Below are 14,880 nucleotides of genomic sequence, written 5' to 3' on the forward strand. Positions count from 1 at the left end.
GACCCTGGACGGGGCGCCGGTGCGGGTGCGGGGGAGACCCTGGACGGGGCGCCGGTGCGGGTGCGGGGGAGCGGGTGGTTCGCGCGGTGTCTGCAGCACGAGTGCGATCACCTTGACGGTGGGTTGTATGTGGATCGGGTGGTGGGGTGGCGGCGGCGGAAGGTTATGTGGCAGGTGGGGCGCGCCGCTTGGGCGCGGTGAGGGTGCGTTGTCGGGTGCGGGCCCGTTGTGGCTGGTCGCGCAGTTCCCCGCGCCCCTGAAAGATGCGCAGTTCCCCGCGCCCCTAAAAGCAAAAGACTGCGCCGTTCCCCGCGCCCCTGAAGGACAAAAGATTGCGCCGTTCCCCGCGCCCCTGACGTGCCGGTGGGGTCAGAAGCCTGGGCCGCCTGCTCTGTCGCCTGCTGCTGCCAGGCGGCCCCAGAGGAGGTCGGCCAGGGCGCGGACCAAGTCGGCGCGGGAGCAGGGGCGTTCGCCCAGCCACCAGTCGCCGGCCGCGTGCATCATGCCGACGATGCCGTGGCCCCAGACCCGGGCCAGCCGCTGGCTGTCGGGACCGAGGTCGACGCGCTCCTCGATGACGTCGGCGAGCTCCTCGCCCATGCGCCGCAGCAGCGGGAAGGAGTACGCCCCCACGTCGAACCCCTGGTCGCTCGGCGTGCCGCCCTCCGACGGGTGCATCAGGAAGCGGTACACCTGCGGACGGGCCTCGATCGCCGCGAGGTAGGTGTCGAGGGTGGCCTCCACCCGCTCCCGGCGCTCGGCGGGCGCGTCCAGCGCGGCGCGCAGCGCTCCGAGCAGGGCGTCGGTGTGACGCTTGGCGAGCGCCGCGTACAGTCCGCCCTTGTCGCCGAAGTGGCGGTACAGGATCGGCTTGGTGATGCCCGCCTCCGCGGCGATGGCGTTCATCGAGGCCTTCGGGCCGTCGCGCAGCACCACCCGGTCGGCGGCCTCCAGCAGTTCGCGCCGGCGGCGGTCGGCGGACCTCTGCTGATCGGTCCGCTGCGTGGTGTCCATGAGCTCTCCCCACCCGTGCTGATTCGGTGACGCCTGCGCAACGTAACACCACCGGGCCGCCGTGCCTCGAACGGGCTGCCGAGCGGAAACGCGGAGTTGACTTTTACTACTGGCCGGTAACAGGCTACGGTTACCGCAAGTAACACATGAGTGCAGCGCTGGAGGGGTCATGGCCGAGTTCACCATGGAGCTCAACGACGAACAGAGGGAGGTCCGGGACTGGATCCACGGCTTCGCCGCCGACGTCATCCGCCCCGCGGCCGCCGAGTGGGACGAGCGCGAAGAGACTCCCTGGCCGGTCATCCAGGAGGCCGCGAAGGTCGGCATCTACTCCCTGGACTTCTATGCCCAGCAGTACTTCGACCCCACCGGCCTCGGCATCCCCATGGCCATGGAGGAGCTGTTCTGGGGCGACGCGGGCATCGCCCTGTCGATCGTCGGCACCGGCCTCGCCGCCGTGGGCGTCCTCGCCAACGGCACCGAGGAGCAGATCGGCACCTGGATCCCCCAGATGTACGGCGACGCCGCCGACGTCAAGGTGGCCGCGTTCTGCTCCTCCGAGCCCGACGCCGGCTCCGACGTCGCCTCGATGCGTACGCGGGCCGTCTACGACGAGGCCAAGGACGAGTGGGTCCTGAACGGCACGAAGACGTGGGCGACCAACGGCGGCATCGCCAACGTCCACGTGGTCGTCGCGGTGGTCGACTCCGAGCTGGGCTCCAAGGGCCACGCGTCCTTCATCGTCCCGCCGAACACGCCGGGCCTGTCGCAGGGCCAGAAGTTCAAGAAGCACGGCATCCGCGCCTCGCACACCGCCGAAGTCGTCCTGGAGAACGTCCGGGTCCCCGGCTCCTGCCTCCTGGGCGGCAAGGAGAAGCTCGACGAGCGCCTCGCCCGGGCCCGTGAGCGGGCCAAGGCGGGGGGCGGCGAGCGCCTGAAGAACGCGGCGATGGCCACGTTCGAGGCGTCCCGCCCGGCCGTCGGCGCCATGGCGGTCGGCACGGCGCGGGCCGCGTACGAGGTGGCCCTCGACTACGCCCGCACCCGCGAGCAGTTCGGGCGGCCGATCATCGACAACCAGGGTGTCGCGTTCCAGCTCGCCGACATGCGCACGTCCATCGACGCGGCGCGGCTGCTGGTGTGGCGGGCCTCCTGGATGGCGGTGAGCGGCAAGCAGTTCACCTCCGCCGAGGGGTCGATGTCCAAGCTGTTCGCCAGCGAGACGGCCAAGAAGGTCACCGGGCAGGCGATCCAGATCCTGGGCGGCAACGGGTACACGCGGGAGTACCCGGTCGAGCGGATGCACCGCGATGCGGCGATCTACACGATCTTCGAGGGCACGAGCGAGATCCAGCGACTCGTCATCGCCCGCCAGCTGTCGGGCATGCCGATCCGGTAGTTCGTCCGCAGCGCCGTCGTGGCCGGTCGCGCAGTTCCCCGCGCCCCTGAAAAGCAGGGGCGCGGGGAACTGCGCGGGCGGGTGCTACCCGTGGCGCAACGGGGTCAGTTGCTCGATGTCGTAGCGCGACCGCAGCTCCTCGATGGCCGCCCCGTCCGGAGGACCCCCCGCGTCGAGGATGCGCAGCAGCTCCTCGAAGTAGCGCTCGTGGTCCGGCGGCGGGGACGCCTGGAAGAACATCTTCGCCGGGGCCCCCGTGGGATTGGCGAACGCGTGCGGGCAGCCCGGCGGCACGACGATCACCGTGCCCGGCGTCGCCCGCACCACCTGGTTGCCCGAACCCGACCGCCAGCGCTGCCAGTTGTCGGGCGTCCGGACGAGCGGCTCGAAGGCGAGCACGTCCAGCTCGCCCTCCAGGACGTAGAACAGCTCCTCGCTGCGTGCGTGGACGTGCGCGCCGACGTCGAAGCCGGGCGGCACGACCACCTCGAAGCTGGACGCCGCCCGCGAGTGCGTGCCGGTCACCTTGAACGTCACGTGCTGGGCCGGGGTCCGCACCGTACGGCCGTGCCCCGGAGGCACCAGCAGCCCCTCGGGCGGAGTGAGCGCGGTCACCAGGTGACGGGCAGGGCCTCGGGCCCGCGGATCAGCGCGCCGCGCCGCCACGGCACCTCGTCCGCCGAGACGGACAGGCGCAGCGTCGGGATCCGGTCCAGCAGCGTGTTCACCATCAGCTCCGTCTCCAGCCGGGCGAGCATCGCGCCCACGCAGTAGTGCGGGCCGTGCCCGAACGCCACGTGCGCGGCGGGACCGCGGTCGAAGTCGATCCGGTCGGGGTCGGGGAAGACGTCCGGGTCCCGGTTGGCGGCCAGGTAGGACACGTAGATCGGGTCGTCCTTCCTGATCCGCACGCCGTGCAGCACGACGTCCTCGGTGGCGATCCGGGACAGGCCCACGGCGTTGCGGTGCGGGATGTACCGCAGCAGTTCGTCGAGGGCCCGGGGCCGCAGCTCCGGCTCGTCCCGCAGCCGGTCGAACAGCGCGGGCCTGGTCATGAGGATGAAGAGCATCTGCCCCGTGTTGTTGGTGACGGCCTCGCCGCCGATCTGGATCGGGCCCGCGAGCGCCACCGCCTCCTCCTCGGTGATGTCGCCCCGGCCCACCGCCGCGCCGAGCAGCGAGGTGACGTCCTCGCCCGTGGCGTCGCGGCGCTCCGCGATCAGTTTGCGGAAGTACACCTCCATGTCCCGCTTGGCTCGCTCGCTGGCCGCGGCGCCCTGGGAGGAGGAGAGGATCGCCTGCGTCCAGACGTGCAGGGTGTGCCGGTCGCCGGCCGGGACCCCCATCAGCTCGCAGATGACCGTCATCGGGAAGGGCGCCAGCACCCGGTGGATCAGGTCGGCCGGCGGCCCGTCCCGCAGCATCCCGTCGACCATCGTGTCGAGCGTGCGCCGGGCGCCCTCCCGCAGTCGCTCGATGCCGCGCGAGGTGAACGCGGCGTTCACCGCCCTGCGCAGCCGGGAGTGGTCGGGCTTGTCGACGAAGCTCATCGCGCCCGGCGCCGGGATGAAGTGCGGCGCGAGGCGGGTGACCTGGCGGCCGAGCACCTTCGCCCGGCTGAACCGGGGGTCGTTCGTCACTAGCCGTACGTCCTCGTAGCGGGTGACCAGCCAGGCCCAGCCCTCGCCGTTGGGGAGCTGGATGCGGTTGATCGGGCCCTCGCGCATCAGCTCGGACAGGACGGGGTCGAAGTCCACCCCGGTCAGGTCCAGGGCCGGCCAGTGCCGCACCGGGGGAGCCGCCGCCGTCTCTTCGCTCAGGGTCATCGTGCCACCGTCTCCTTGTCGTGCGTCCGGTGCCCGCGTGCCTGCCGCCCGTCGTCCGTGCGGTGCCAGCGGCCCAGGGCCATCTCGGCCGTGATCCCCGGTCCGAAGCCCGCGAGCAGCCCGCGGGCCCCTTCGTGGGCGCCCCCCTCGTCGAACAGCCGGCGCAGCGCGTCCAGGACGACGGCGCTGGCGATGTTCCCGTACTCGGTGAGCGTCGCCCGGCTGAACCGGAAGGCCTCCGGTGCCACCTGGAGGAACTTGCTGAGGTCGTCGAGGATCCGCGGGCCCCCGGCGTGGATGATGTAGAAGTCCAGGTCCGAGGCGTCCCAGCCGTGCTGGCCGGCCAGCTCCTGGAGGGCCGGGGCGAGCGGCTCCATGGTGGCCGGCACCCGCTTGTCCAGCAGGAAGTGGAAGCCGGTGGCCCGGACGTCGTACATGATCCAGTCCTCGGTCCTGGGGATCAGGTACGAGCCGTTGCGCTCCAGGCGGATGCCCTCGCCGCCCCGTCCGCGGACCACCGCGGCGGCTATCCCGTCGCCGAACAGGCCGTTGCACAGCAGCGAGCCCACGCCGAGGTCGGTCGGCTGGTAGCACAGCGAGCAGAACTCGCAGGCCACGATGAGGGCGTTCGCCTCGGGGTAGGCCGAGCAGAAGTCGTGCGCCCGGTTGATCGCGGCGCCGCCGGCCGCGCAGCCGAGCTGTGCCATGGGTATCTGGCGGGTGTCGCTGTCGAACCCCATCTCGTTGATCAGCCAGGCCGTCATCGAGGGCATCATGAAGCCCGTGCAGGAGACGTAGATGATCACGTCGATGTCGGTGGGCCGGACCTGCGCGTCGTCGAGGGCCCGCCGCACGACGGCCGGGACGCGGGCCTTGGCCTCGGCCTCGTACACCTTGTTGCGTTCCGCGAAGCCCGGGTGCTTCAGCGTCTCCTCGATGGGCTGCACGATGTGCCGCGTGCGGACGCCGGTGTTCTCGATCAGCCTCAGCGCGAGCGGCAGTTGGGGGTGGTCCGGATGGCGGGAGCGCGCCAGTTCGAGCGTCTCCTCCATCGTGATGACGTGTTCCGGAACGGAGACCGCGGGTCTGCACAAAGTCGCCATGTACCTGCGCCTTCTCTCGCCCGCCGGGACGCGCTCTCCTCGGCAGTGGGTGGTCCCACCACGATCGCCCGAGGAGCCCCGTTTATCGCGCCGGACTACGCCAGACCGGGGACGACCCGCGCCCGAAGGGGGCGCCCTTCAGGGGCGCGGGGAACTGCGCGACCGGCCACGACGAGCCGGCACGGTACGAACAACCGCAACATCGGCGGCTAACCGCCGGACGCACCCCCGCTGCTGTGCGCGATGCACGCCACGTCGATCCGGTCCGCCAGCTTCGCCAGCTCGATCGTGAGCGCGGCGACGGTGTCCTCGTCGAGGCCGTCCTGCCCGGCCTCGACCAGATGCAGCCACCGTCCCCCCATCGTCCGCAGCAGCTTGCTCACATCGGCGGCAGCCACCTGCAGGGTCCCGCGGTCGTCGACGATCAGAGGCAGGGTCACTTCGCGGTTCACAGGGGGGATGGTAGCTGCGGAACGCTCACGCTCCGTGCCATACGGTGGTGATGTTGCAGAACTCTCGGATTCCGTGCCCCGACAGCTCACGCCCGTAGCCGGACCGCTTGGTCCCGCCGAAGGGGTACGCCGGGTGGGACGCCGTCATCCCGTTGAAGAAGACGCCGCCTGCCTCCAGGTCCCGTACGAACCGGTCGGTCTCGGCCTCGTCGCGCGTCCACACGTTGGAGCTCAGCCCGAACGGCGAGTCGTTGGCGATGGCGACCGCCTCGTCCAGGTCGGCCGCCCGGTAGAGCGTGGCGACCGGTCCGAAGGTCTCCTCGTGGTGGATGCGCATCTCGGGGGTGATGTCGGCCAGGACGGTCGGCGGGTAGTACCAGCCGTCGCCGTCGGGGAGCTCCCCGCCGCACAGCACGGTCGCGCCGCTCTCGACGGCGTCGTCGACCAGTTCCACGAGGTCGTCGCGGCCCTGTTCGGTGGCGACCGGACCGACGTCCGTGCCCTCGTCCAGCGGGTCGCCGACCGTGAGGGCCTTCATGTTCTCGGTGAAGCGTTCGGCGAAGGCGTCGAAGACGTCCGTGTGGACGATGAACCGCTTGGCGGCGATGCAGGACTGCCCGTTGTTCTGCACCCGGGCCGTCACCGCGGTCCTCGCCGCCTGCTCGATGTCGGCCGAGGGCATGACCACGAACGGGTCGCTGCCGCCCAGCTCCAGGACGGTCTTCTTGATCTCGTCCCCGGCCACCGAGGCGACCGCGCGGCCGGCCGGTTCGCTGCCGGTCAGGGTGGCCGCCTTGATCCGCGGGTCGCGCAGGATGTCCTCGATCGCGCCCGAGCCGACGAGCAGCGTCTGGAAACAGCCCTCCGGGTAACCGGCCCGGCGGAACAGGTCCTCCAGGTAGAGGGCGGTCTGCGGGACGTTCGAGGCGTGCTTGAGCAGACCGACGTTGCCGGCCATCAGCGCGGGCGCGGCGAAGCGGATCACCTGCCAGAGCGGGAAGTTCCAGGGCATGACGGCGAGCACCGGCCCGAGCGGGCGGTAGCGCACCAGGACGCGGGAGGCGCCGGAGTCCTCCACGTCGGCCTTGGCGGGCTCCTCGTCGGCGAGGAGTTCCTCGGCGTGGTCGGCGTACCAGCGCATCGCCTTGGCGCACTTGGCCGCCTCGGCGCGGGCCTGCTTCACCGGCTTGCCCATCTCGACGGTCATGGTGCGGCCGATGTCCTGCGCGTCGGCCTCCAGGAGGTCGGCGGCGCGGTGCAGCAGTCGCTTGCGCTCGGTGTAGGGGGTGGTGCGGTAGGTGTCGAACGTCGCCTCCGCGGTGGCGAGGCGGCGTTCGATCTCCTCCTCGCCGAGGGCGTCGTAGGTCTTGAGGGTTTCGCCCGTTGCCGGGTTCACGGTTGCGATGGGCATGGCCTGTGCCTCCTGGTGCGGTTCGTCGGGTGCGGGTCCGTCGTGGCTGGGCGCGCAGTTCCCCGCGCCCCTTCGGGCGCGTGCCCCTCTCATCAGCGCATATGCCGTTCGAGGCGGTCCAGGAACTCCGTCTGGGCCTTGATCAGCAGTGCTCTGGCGCGGTCCAGGGGCAGCCATTCCACGCGGTCCAGTTCCGGGAACTCCTGGACGCGGCCCGAGCCGCGGGGCCATTCCATCCTGAAGGTGCCGGGGACCACGGTCGCCGGATCGAGGTCGGCTTCCATGGCCCAGACCGTGACGATCTTGCCGTTCGCCTGGGTGACCTCGCCCAGCGGGACGGTCTCGCCCTCGGGCGGCGGCAGGCCCAGTTCCTCCTGGAACTCGCGGCGCGCGGCCTCCAGGGCCGGCTCCTCGGGCCCGTACTCGCCCTTCGGCACGGACCACGCCCCGGCGTCGCGCCGGGCGAAGAACGGACCGCCCATGTGCCCGAGCAGCACCTCGGTGCCCCGCTCCGAGCGCCGGAACAGGAGCAGGCCCGCGCTGCGCCGCACGGCGGCGCTCACGGGGCGACCCCCGGGTGCGCGGCGAGCACCGTCTCGACGGTGTCGGCCTGGTCCGGGGTCTTGTCCTCGCGGTAGCGCACCACCCGCGCGAAGCGCAGGGCGACGCCCGCCGGGTAGCGGGTCGAGCGCTGCAGGCCGTCGTACGCGATCTCCACGACCAGTTCGGGGCGCACGGTCACCACCGGGCCGCTCTCCCCGGGGGAGCCGGCGGGGCCCACGGCGAGTTCCCTCAGCCGCTCGGTCTGCCAGGCCAGCATCACGTCGGTGAGGCCCTTGAAGGTCTTGCCCAGCATGGCGAACGAGCCGTCCGGCCGCAGTGCCCCCAGGTGCAGGTTGGAGAGCTTGCCGGTGCGCCGCCCGCTGCCCCACTCGGCGGCCAGCACCACCAGGTCGAGGGTGTGGACGGGCTTGACCTTCAGCCAGGAGGCCCCGCGGCGCCCCGCGCTGTAGGGGGCGTCCAGGGACTTGAGGACCACGCCCTCGTGGCCGCGTGCGAGCGTGTCGGCGCCGAACCGCTCCGCGGCGGCCCGCGCCGCCTCGTCCGCGGGGTCCGGCACGAGCAGGCGCCGTACCCGCATCGGCTCGGGGACCAGCCGGGCGAGCTCCGCGTGGCGGTCGGCGAACGGCAGGTCGAGCAGGTCCCGGCCGTCCACGGCCAGCACGTCGAAGAAGACGGGGGACACGGGCACCGCCTCGGCGGCGGTCGTGACGTCCACCCGAGAACTGACCCGTCCCGCGGTCTCCTGGAAGGGCCGCGGCCGTCCGTCCCCGTCGAGCGCGAGGACCTCGCCGTCCAGGATGAAGCGGTCCCCCGCCAGCTCCCGCGCGGCCCGGGTGATCTCGGGCAGCCGGTCGGTGATGTCGTCGAGGGTGCGGGTGTGGACGCGTACGGTGTCGCCGTCGCGGTGGACCTGGACGCGGATGCCGTCGAGCTTCTCCTCGACCACACAGCTGCCGAGCCTGTCGACGGCCTCGGCGACGGACGGGGCGCTCTGCGCCAGCATCGGCCACACGGGCCGGCCGACGGTGAGCCGGAACTCCGCCAGGGCCTGTGGCCCGTCGGCGAGCAGCCGCTCGGCCACCGTCTGCAGCGAGCCGGCCAGCATCACCGCCCGGCGGACGTCGGCCGGCGGCGCCCCGGTCGCCTGGGCGAGGCCCTCGGCCGCGAGGGCGTCCAGGGCGCCCTGCCGCAGTTCGCCGCTGAGCAGCGCGAGCAGGAACCTCTGCTCCGGTTCGGTGGCCGCGCCCATCAGGGCGCCGACCAGGCGGGCCCGCTCCGCCTGCGAGCCCGGGCCGGAGACCGCGCCGAGCTCCGTGAGCCGGGCGTCCACCTCCCGCACGGTCAGCGTGGGCTCCGCGGCGGGCGGGACCGGTGTGCCGAGCGTCTTCCAGCCGACGCCGATGCGGCCCTGCGGCAGGCGGCCCGCCAGGTAGGGGATGACGATCGGCACGTCGGCCGCCTCCGCGTCCCGGAACAGCTCCGCGAGCAGGGCGGTCTTGCGGGTCCGCGCCGAGGTGGCGGCGACCTCCTGGGACACGACGGCGAGTCGGGACAGCAGCATGCAGTCATGGTGCTACGCGGAGACCGGATCTACACCTGGGCCGCCGGTCCCGGGCCGTCGCCCCCGGGTCGTCCCAGCCGGGCTGTCACGCCCGGACGGTCGTGCCCGGGCCGTCGGTCCCGGGTCGGCGCACCCGGCCGTCGGTCCCGGGCCGCCGCACCCGGCTGTCAGTCCCCGGCTGTCAGTCCCGGGCCGGCGCMCCCGACCGCCAGTCCCCGGCCGTCGGTCCCGGGCCGCCGCACCCGACTGTCAGTCCCCGGCTGCCAGTCCCGGGCCGGCGCACCTGACCGTCGGTCCCGAGCTGTCGTACCCGGGCTGTCAGGCCCGGACGGTCGTGCCCAGGCCGTCGGTCCCGGGCCGGCGCACCCGACCGTCGTCCCGAGCCGTCGGTCCCGGGTCCTCAGACCCGGACCGCCGCGTCGAGGTCGGCGAACAGGAGGTCGCCGTTGATCGTGGCCCCGGCCCGGTAGCCGCCGCTCGCCGCGTTCACGACCTGTTCGCCGAAGCCGGTCGCGTTGCCCGCCGCCCAGACGCCGGGCACGCTCGTCAGGCCCGTGGCGTCGACCGCGGCGTACGAGCCGAACGGCGTCTCCTGGAGCGCGGCGCCCAGCTTCTCCAGCAGGCCGGTCTGCGGGACGGGCCGGGGCGCCACGAACAGCACCGAGCGCGCGTGCGCCGTGCCGTCCGCGAGGCGCACCCCGGTGAGCCGGTCGTCGACGACGTCGAGCCCCGCCACCTCACCGGGCACCACGGAGACCCCGGCCGCGGCGAGCCTGCGCAGGTCCTCGTCGGTCAGCTCCTCCTCGGCGACCGTGTGCAGGAACAGGGTCACGTCCTTCGACCACTGGGACACCATCAGGGCCTGGTGCACGGACATCGGGGTGGTGGCCAGGACACCGAAGGCTTGGTCGCGCACCTCCCAGCCGTGGCAGTAGGGGCAGTGCAGCACGTCGCGGCCGAAGCGCTCGGCGACCCCCGGCACCCCGGGCAGTTCGTCCGCGAGGCCGGTGGCGACCACCAGCCGCCGCCCGTGCACCCCGCGCCCCCCTTCCAGCGTCACGTCGAACTCCCCGGCCGCGTCCCGCGCCACGTCCACCGCCCGGTCCCGGACCAGCTCCACGCCGTACCGCGCGATCTCCTCGCGGCCCGCGGCCAGGAACTCGGCCGGCGGCATCCCGTCCCGGGTCAGATAGCCCTGCAGGTGCGCGGCGGGCGCGTTGCGCGGTTCGCCCGCGTCGATCACGAGCACACTGCGGCGCGCGCGCCCCAGGACGAGCGCCGCGGACAGTCCGGCCGCGCCGCCGCCGACGACGACCACTTCGTACGTATCGGTCATGGTGACCACCTCCACCGACAAGGTGACGCGACGGCCACCGTATTGACAAACCTCTTTGCCGAAACTGCAATAGCGGTATGAGCGAGCACCAGCACCCCGAGGAGCACCAGGACCGCGACACGGAGGGCGTCCTCGCGGAGGTCGGCCCCCGGCTGCGCCGCATCCGCAAGGAGCGCGGCGCCACCCTCGCGGGCCTGTCCACCGCCACCGGCATCTCCGTCAGCACCCTCTCCCGGCTGGAGTCCGGCCTGCGCAAGCCGAGCCTGGAGCTGCTGCTGCCCATCGCCCGGGCCCACCAGGTGCCCCTGGACGAGCTGGTCGGGGCGCCGCAGGTGGGCGACCCGCGGGTCCGCGCGGCGAAACCGATCGTCATGCACGGCCGCAAGCACTGGCCGCTCACCCGCCAGCCCGGCGGGCTGCAGGCCTACAAGGTGCTGGAGCCCCAGCGCAAGGAGGAGCCGGAGCCGCGCGTCCACGAGGGCTACGAGTGGCTGTACGTGCTGTCGGGGCGGCTGCGCCTGGTGCTCGGCGAGCACGACGTGGTGCTCGGCGCCGGGGAGGCGGCCGAGTTCGACACGCGCGTGCCGCACTGGTTCGGGTCGACGGGGGAGGGGCCCGTGGAGTTCCTGAGCCTCTTCGGGCGCCAGGGGGAGCGGATGCACGTACGGGCACGTCCCAAGCGGGCCGGGCAGGGCGACGGTCAGGCCGACTGACCGGAGGCCGGGACGGACCGTCGCCGACGGTTCCCTGATCGGCAAGCGACCGCTTAGTATGCGGGGGACCGCGAGGTGCGAACAGTACCGACCCAGTCCCGTGGAGGCCCCGCATGCAGGCATGGCAAGTGCACGAGAACGGCGAGCCCGGTGAGGTGATGCGGCTCGCGGAGGTGGAGCGGCCCACGCCCGGTGACGGCCAGGTCCTGCTGAAGGTGCGCGCGGCGAACATCAACTTCCCGGACGTCCTGATGTGCCGGGGGCAGTACCAGGTCAGGCCCCCGCTGCCGTTCACGCCCGGCGTGGAGATCTGCGGCGAGACCGAGGACGGCCGGCGGGTCGTCGCCAACCCCGCACTGCCGTACGGCGGTTTCGCCGAGTACGCCGTCGCGGACGCCGCCGCCCTGCTGCCCGCGCCCGAGGCGCTGGACGACGCCGAGGCGGCCGCCCTGCACATCGGCTACCAGACCGGCTGGTTCGGCCTGCACCGGCGGGCTCGCCTGGAGGCCGGCGAGACGCTGCTCGTGCACGCCGCCGCGGGCGGGGTCGGCAGCGCGGCGGTGCAGCTCGGGAAGGCGGCGGGCGCCACCGTCATCGGTGTGGTGGGCGGCGCGGACAAGGCCGCCGTCGCCCGCGAGCTGGGCTGCGACGCCGTCGTGGACCGGCGCGCCGAGGACGTCGTCGCCGCCGTCAAGGAGGCCACCGGCGGCCGGGGCGCCGACGTGGTCTACGACCCGGTCGGCGGGGACGCCTACACCCAGTCCGCCAAGCTCGTCGCCTTCGAGGGCCGCATCGTCGTCGTCGGCTTCGCCAGCGGCACGATCCCCAGCCCCGGGCTCAACCACGCCCTGGTGAAGAACTACTCGATCATGGGCCTGCACTGGGGCCTGTACAACACCAAGGACCCGAAGCTGGTCCTGCACTGCCACGAGCAGCTGACCGGGCTGGCCTCGCGCGGGGCGATCAAGCCGCTGGTCAGCGCCCGCGTGCCGCTGGCCGGTGCCGCCGACGCCGTCCAGCGGGTCGCCGACGGCGTCACCACGGGCCGGGTCGCCGTGGTGCCCTCGCTCGTCAACCCCCTCGACGGCACCCTGGAGAACGGAGCGGCCGCATGAGCGACACCGCGAACGGGAGCGGCGCGGTCGACGCCGTCGCACTGCGCCGCCGCACCCGGGAACTGCTGGCCGCCCACCCGGTCGACTCCACCGKCCGCACGGACTTCCTCAAGGCCCGCTTCGACGCCGGCCTCGCCTGGGTGCACTACCCGCAGGGCCTCGGCGGCCTCGGCGCGCCGCGCTCCCTGCAGGCCGTCGTGGACGCCGAGCTGGAGGCCGCGGGCGCCCCCGACAACGACCCCCGGCGCATCGGCATCGGCCTGGGCATGGCCGCGCCGACGATCCTCGGCTTCGGCACCGAGGAGCAGAAGCGCCGCTTCCTGCGCCCCTTGTGGGTGGGCGAGGAGGTCTGGTGCCAGCTGTTCAGCGAACCGGGCGCGGGCTCGGACCTGGCCGCCCTGGGCACCCGGGCGGTCCGCGACGGCGACACGTGGGTGGTCAACGGGCAGAAGGTGTGGACGTCCAGCGCCCACGTCGCCCGCTGGGCCATCCTCATCGCCCGCACCGACCCCGACGCACCCAAGCACCGCGGCATCACGTACTTCGTCTGCGACATGACCGACCCCGGTGTCGAGGTGCGGCCCCTGCGCCAGATCACCGGTGAGGCCGAGTTCAACGAGGTGTTCCTCACCGACGTCCGCATCCCCGACGCGCACCGCCTCGGCGAGGTCGGCGACGGCTGGCGGGTCGCGCAGACCACGCTCATGAACGAGCGGGTCTCCATCGGCGGCATGCGCATCCCCCGCGAGGGCGGCATGATCGGCCCCGTCGCGAAGACCTGGCGCGAGCGCCCCGAACTGCGCACCCACGAACTGCACCAGCGGCTGCTGAAGCTGTGGGTCGAGGCCGAGGTGGCCCGGCTCACCGGCGAACGCCTGCGCCAGCAGCTGGTCGCGGGCCAGCCCGGCCCCGAGGGCTCCGGCATGAAGCTCGCCTTCGCCCGTCTCAACCAGGAGATCAGCGGCCTGGAGGTCGAACTCCTCGGCGAGGAGGGGCTGCTGTACGACGACTGGACGATGCGCCGCCCGGAACTGGTCGACTTCACCGGCCGGGACGCCGGCTACCGCTACCTCCGCTCCAAGGGCAACAGCATCGAGGGCGGGACCAGCGAGGTCCTGCTGAACATCGTCGCCGAACGCGTGCTGGGCCTGCCCTCCGAGCCGCGCACCGACAAGGACGTCGCCTGGAAGGACCTCGCCCGATGACCTCGACGACCCCGCAGAGCGCACAGCCGGACCTGCTGTACTCGCAGGACGAGGACGCGCTGCGCGCCGCCGTCCGCGACCTGCTCGCCGACCACTGCGACCCGGCCGGCGTGATCGCCGGCACCGAGTCCGGCGCGCCGTACGACCGCGCGGCGTGGAAGGCGCTCGCCGACGGCATGGGCCTCGCGGGCCTGCTGGTGCCCGAGGAGCGCGGCGGCCAGGGCGCCACCCACCGCGAGGCCGCCGTCGTCCTGGAGGAGCTGGGCCGCTCGGTCGCCCCGGTGCCCTACCTGACGAGCGCGGTCGTCGCCACCGAGGCGCTGCTCGCGTGCGACGCCGACGACCTGCTGGCGGAGCTGGCCTCCGGCCGCCGCATCGGCGTCCTCGCCGTCGCCCTGAGCGTCGCCCCCGGCGGCGCCCACAAGATCGTACGAGCCGAAGGTGGCGCCCTGCACGGGGAGCTGACCGGTATCGCGGACGCGGCCGCCGCCGACGTGCTGCTCGTCCCGGCCGAGGACGGCGGGCTGTACGCGGTCGACGCGCAGGCCGCGACCGTCACCCCGCAGGTGTCCCTGGACCTGACCCGGCCGGTGGCGAAGGTCGTCCTCGACGCGGCGCCCGCCCGCCGGGTCGGCGATGCGGGCCCGGCCGTGCGGCGCGCTCTGCGGGCCGGCGCCGCGCTGCTGGCCTCCGAGCAACTCGGCCTCGCCGAGTGGTCCTTGACGGAGACGGTCCGCTACCTCAAGGAGCGCAAGCAGTTCAACCGCCCGGTCGGCGGCTTCCAGGCGCTCAAGCACCGGCTCGCCCAGCTGTGGCTGGAGACGGTCGGCACCCGGGCCGCGGCCCGCAACGCGGCCGACGCGCTCGCCACCGGCAGCGCGGACGCGGACGTGGCGGTCGCCCTCGCGCAGGCGTACGCGGCGCCCGTCGCCGTGCACGCCGCCGAGGAGGCGCTCCAGCTGCACGCCGGGATCGGGATGACCTGGGAGCACCCGGTCCACCTCTACCTCAAGCGCGCCAAGGCCGACTCGATCGCGTACGGCACGGCGGGCCGCCACCGCGAGGCGCTGGCGGGGCTGGTGGACCTCCAGGCCCCCTGACCCGCCGGCACGACGTACGGCATGAAGGCCCGCTCCCCCCGTACCGGAGCGGGCCTTCGGTCTTTTCCCGCCGCACCCCCT

General features: G+C 73.2%; 15 protein-coding genes. 6 read left to right on the plus strand and 9 right to left on the minus strand.

Annotation, left to right across the window (positions count from 1 at the left end):
• Positions 1–201 (plus strand): peptide deformylase (locus FGF04_RS31160; RefSeq protein WP_188114307.1); only part of this gene is annotated, 201 nt, incomplete at its 5' end.
• 168 nt (positions 202–369) lie between these two features.
• Here the strand turns inward: FGF04_RS31160 and FGF04_RS31165 are convergent.
• On the minus strand, positions 370–1,014 hold the full coding sequence (locus tag FGF04_RS31165; RefSeq protein ID WP_149514723.1) for a TetR family transcriptional regulator: 645 nt from the start codon (positions 1,012–1,014) through the stop codon (positions 370–372).
• A gap of 169 nt (positions 1,015–1,183) precedes the next feature.
• Here FGF04_RS31165 and FGF04_RS31170 point away from each other — a divergent pair, with 169 nt between their 5' ends.
• Positions 1,184–2,413, plus strand: coding sequence for an acyl-CoA dehydrogenase family protein (locus tag FGF04_RS31170; RefSeq protein WP_149514724.1), 1,230 nt, complete (start codon positions 1,184–1,186; stop codon positions 2,411–2,413).
• Between the two features lie 84 nt (positions 2,414–2,497).
• On the opposite strand, the gene FGF04_RS31175 is transcribed toward FGF04_RS31170, so the two are convergent.
• The 8 genes from FGF04_RS31175 to FGF04_RS31210 form a co-directional block, all read right to left on the minus strand.
• Positions 2,498–3,028, minus strand: coding sequence for a cupin domain-containing protein (locus tag FGF04_RS31175; protein ID WP_235882593.1), 531 nt, complete (start codon positions 3,026–3,028; stop codon positions 2,498–2,500).
• Positions 3,025–4,239 (minus strand): cytochrome P450, encoded by a 1,215-nt coding sequence (locus FGF04_RS31180; RefSeq protein WP_149514725.1) that lies wholly within the window; start codon positions 4,237–4,239, stop codon positions 3,025–3,027. Before FGF04_RS31180 ends, FGF04_RS31175 begins: the two co-directional genes overlap by 4 nt.
• Entirely contained in the window at positions 4,236–5,342 is a 1,107-nt protein-coding gene (locus tag FGF04_RS31185) for a type III polyketide synthase (RefSeq protein ID WP_149514726.1), read from the minus strand. Before FGF04_RS31185 ends, FGF04_RS31180 begins: the two co-directional genes overlap by 4 nt.
• 209 nt (positions 5,343–5,551) lie before the next feature.
• Positions 5,552–5,794, minus strand: coding sequence for a DUF6213 family protein (locus FGF04_RS31190; RefSeq protein ID WP_149514727.1), 243 nt, complete (start codon positions 5,792–5,794; stop codon positions 5,552–5,554).
• 25 nt (positions 5,795–5,819) lie between these two features.
• A complete protein-coding gene (locus tag FGF04_RS31195) occupies positions 5,820–7,205 on the minus strand; it encodes an NADP-dependent succinic semialdehyde dehydrogenase (protein ID WP_149514728.1) in 1,386 nt (461 codons plus the stop codon).
• A gap of 92 nt (positions 7,206–7,297) precedes the next feature.
• Positions 7,298–7,756, minus strand: coding sequence for an NUDIX domain-containing protein (locus FGF04_RS31200; RefSeq protein WP_149514750.1), 459 nt, complete (start codon positions 7,754–7,756; stop codon positions 7,298–7,300).
• An 8-nt stretch (positions 7,757–7,764) separates the two neighbouring features.
• The gene (locus FGF04_RS31205) at positions 7,765–9,330 is read right to left on the minus strand and encodes an ATP-dependent DNA ligase (protein WP_149514729.1); all 1,566 of its coding nucleotides are present in this window, start codon (positions 9,328–9,330) and stop codon (positions 7,765–7,767) included.
• Positions 9,331–9,730: 400 nt separating this feature from the next.
• Positions 9,731–10,666, minus strand: a complete 936-nt coding sequence (locus FGF04_RS31210) for an NAD(P)/FAD-dependent oxidoreductase (RefSeq protein ID WP_149514730.1) — start codon at positions 10,664–10,666, stop codon at positions 9,731–9,733.
• Between the two features lie 77 nt (positions 10,667–10,743).
• Here FGF04_RS31210 and FGF04_RS31215 point away from each other — a divergent pair, with 77 nt between their 5' ends.
• From FGF04_RS31215 to FGF04_RS31230, 4 genes are all read left to right on the plus strand, one after another.
• Complete coding sequence (locus tag FGF04_RS31215) at positions 10,744–11,379, plus strand: helix-turn-helix domain-containing protein (protein ID WP_149514731.1); 636 nt, start codon at positions 10,744–10,746, stop codon at positions 11,377–11,379.
• Positions 11,380–11,492: 113 nt separating this feature from the next.
• On the plus strand, positions 11,493–12,494 hold the full coding sequence (locus tag FGF04_RS31220; protein ID WP_149514732.1) for an NADPH:quinone oxidoreductase family protein: 1,002 nt from the start codon (positions 11,493–11,495) through the stop codon (positions 12,492–12,494).
• Entirely contained in the window at positions 12,491–13,699 is a 1,209-nt protein-coding gene (locus FGF04_RS31225; RefSeq protein ID WP_149514733.1) for an acyl-CoA dehydrogenase family protein, read from the plus strand. The genes FGF04_RS31220 and FGF04_RS31225 overlap by 4 nt, the downstream gene beginning before the upstream one ends.
• A complete protein-coding gene (locus tag FGF04_RS31230) occupies positions 13,696–14,799 on the plus strand; it encodes an acyl-CoA dehydrogenase family protein (RefSeq protein ID WP_149514734.1) in 1,104 nt (367 codons plus the stop codon). Before FGF04_RS31225 ends, FGF04_RS31230 begins: the two co-directional genes overlap by 4 nt.
• The last annotated feature ends 81 nt before the right edge of the window (positions 14,800–14,880 follow it).

The organism is Streptomyces apricus, assembly GCF_008369065.1.
Classification (GTDB): domain Bacteria; phylum Actinomycetota; class Actinomycetes; order Streptomycetales; family Streptomycetaceae; genus Streptomyces; species Streptomyces apricus.

Coding starts and splice junctions, on each gene's coding strand:
- FGF04_RS31195 (WP_149514728.1), bottom strand. CDS start 7,205: ATGCCCATCGCAACCGTGAACCCGGCAACGGGCGAAACCCTCAAGACC.
- FGF04_RS31180 (WP_149514725.1), bottom strand. CDS start 4,239: ATGACCCTGAGCGAAGAGACGGCGGCGGCTCCCCCGGTGCGGCACTGG.
- FGF04_RS31230 (WP_149514734.1), top strand. CDS start 13,696: ATGACCTCGACGACCCCGCAGAGCGCACAGCCGGACCTGCTGTACTCG.
- FGF04_RS31205 (WP_149514729.1), bottom strand. CDS start 9,330: ATGCTGCTGTCCCGACTCGCCGTCGTGTCCCAGGAGGTCGCCGCCACC.
- FGF04_RS31220 (WP_149514732.1), top strand. CDS start 11,493: ATGCAGGCATGGCAAGTGCACGAGAACGGCGAGCCCGGTGAGGTGATG.
- FGF04_RS31170 (WP_149514724.1), top strand. CDS start 1,184: ATGGCCGAGTTCACCATGGAGCTCAACGACGAACAGAGGGAGGTCCGG.
- FGF04_RS31165 (WP_149514723.1), bottom strand. CDS start 1,014: ATGGACACCACGCAGCGGACCGATCAGCAGAGGTCCGCCGACCGCCGC.
- FGF04_RS31185 (WP_149514726.1), bottom strand. CDS start 5,342: ATGGCGACTTTGTGCAGACCCGCGGTCTCCGTTCCGGAACACGTCATC.
- FGF04_RS31215 (WP_149514731.1), top strand. CDS start 10,744: ATGAGCGAGCACCAGCACCCCGAGGAGCACCAGGACCGCGACACGGAG.
- FGF04_RS31210 (WP_149514730.1), bottom strand. CDS start 10,666: ATGACCGATACGTACGAAGTGGTCGTCGTCGGCGGCGGCGCGGCCGGA.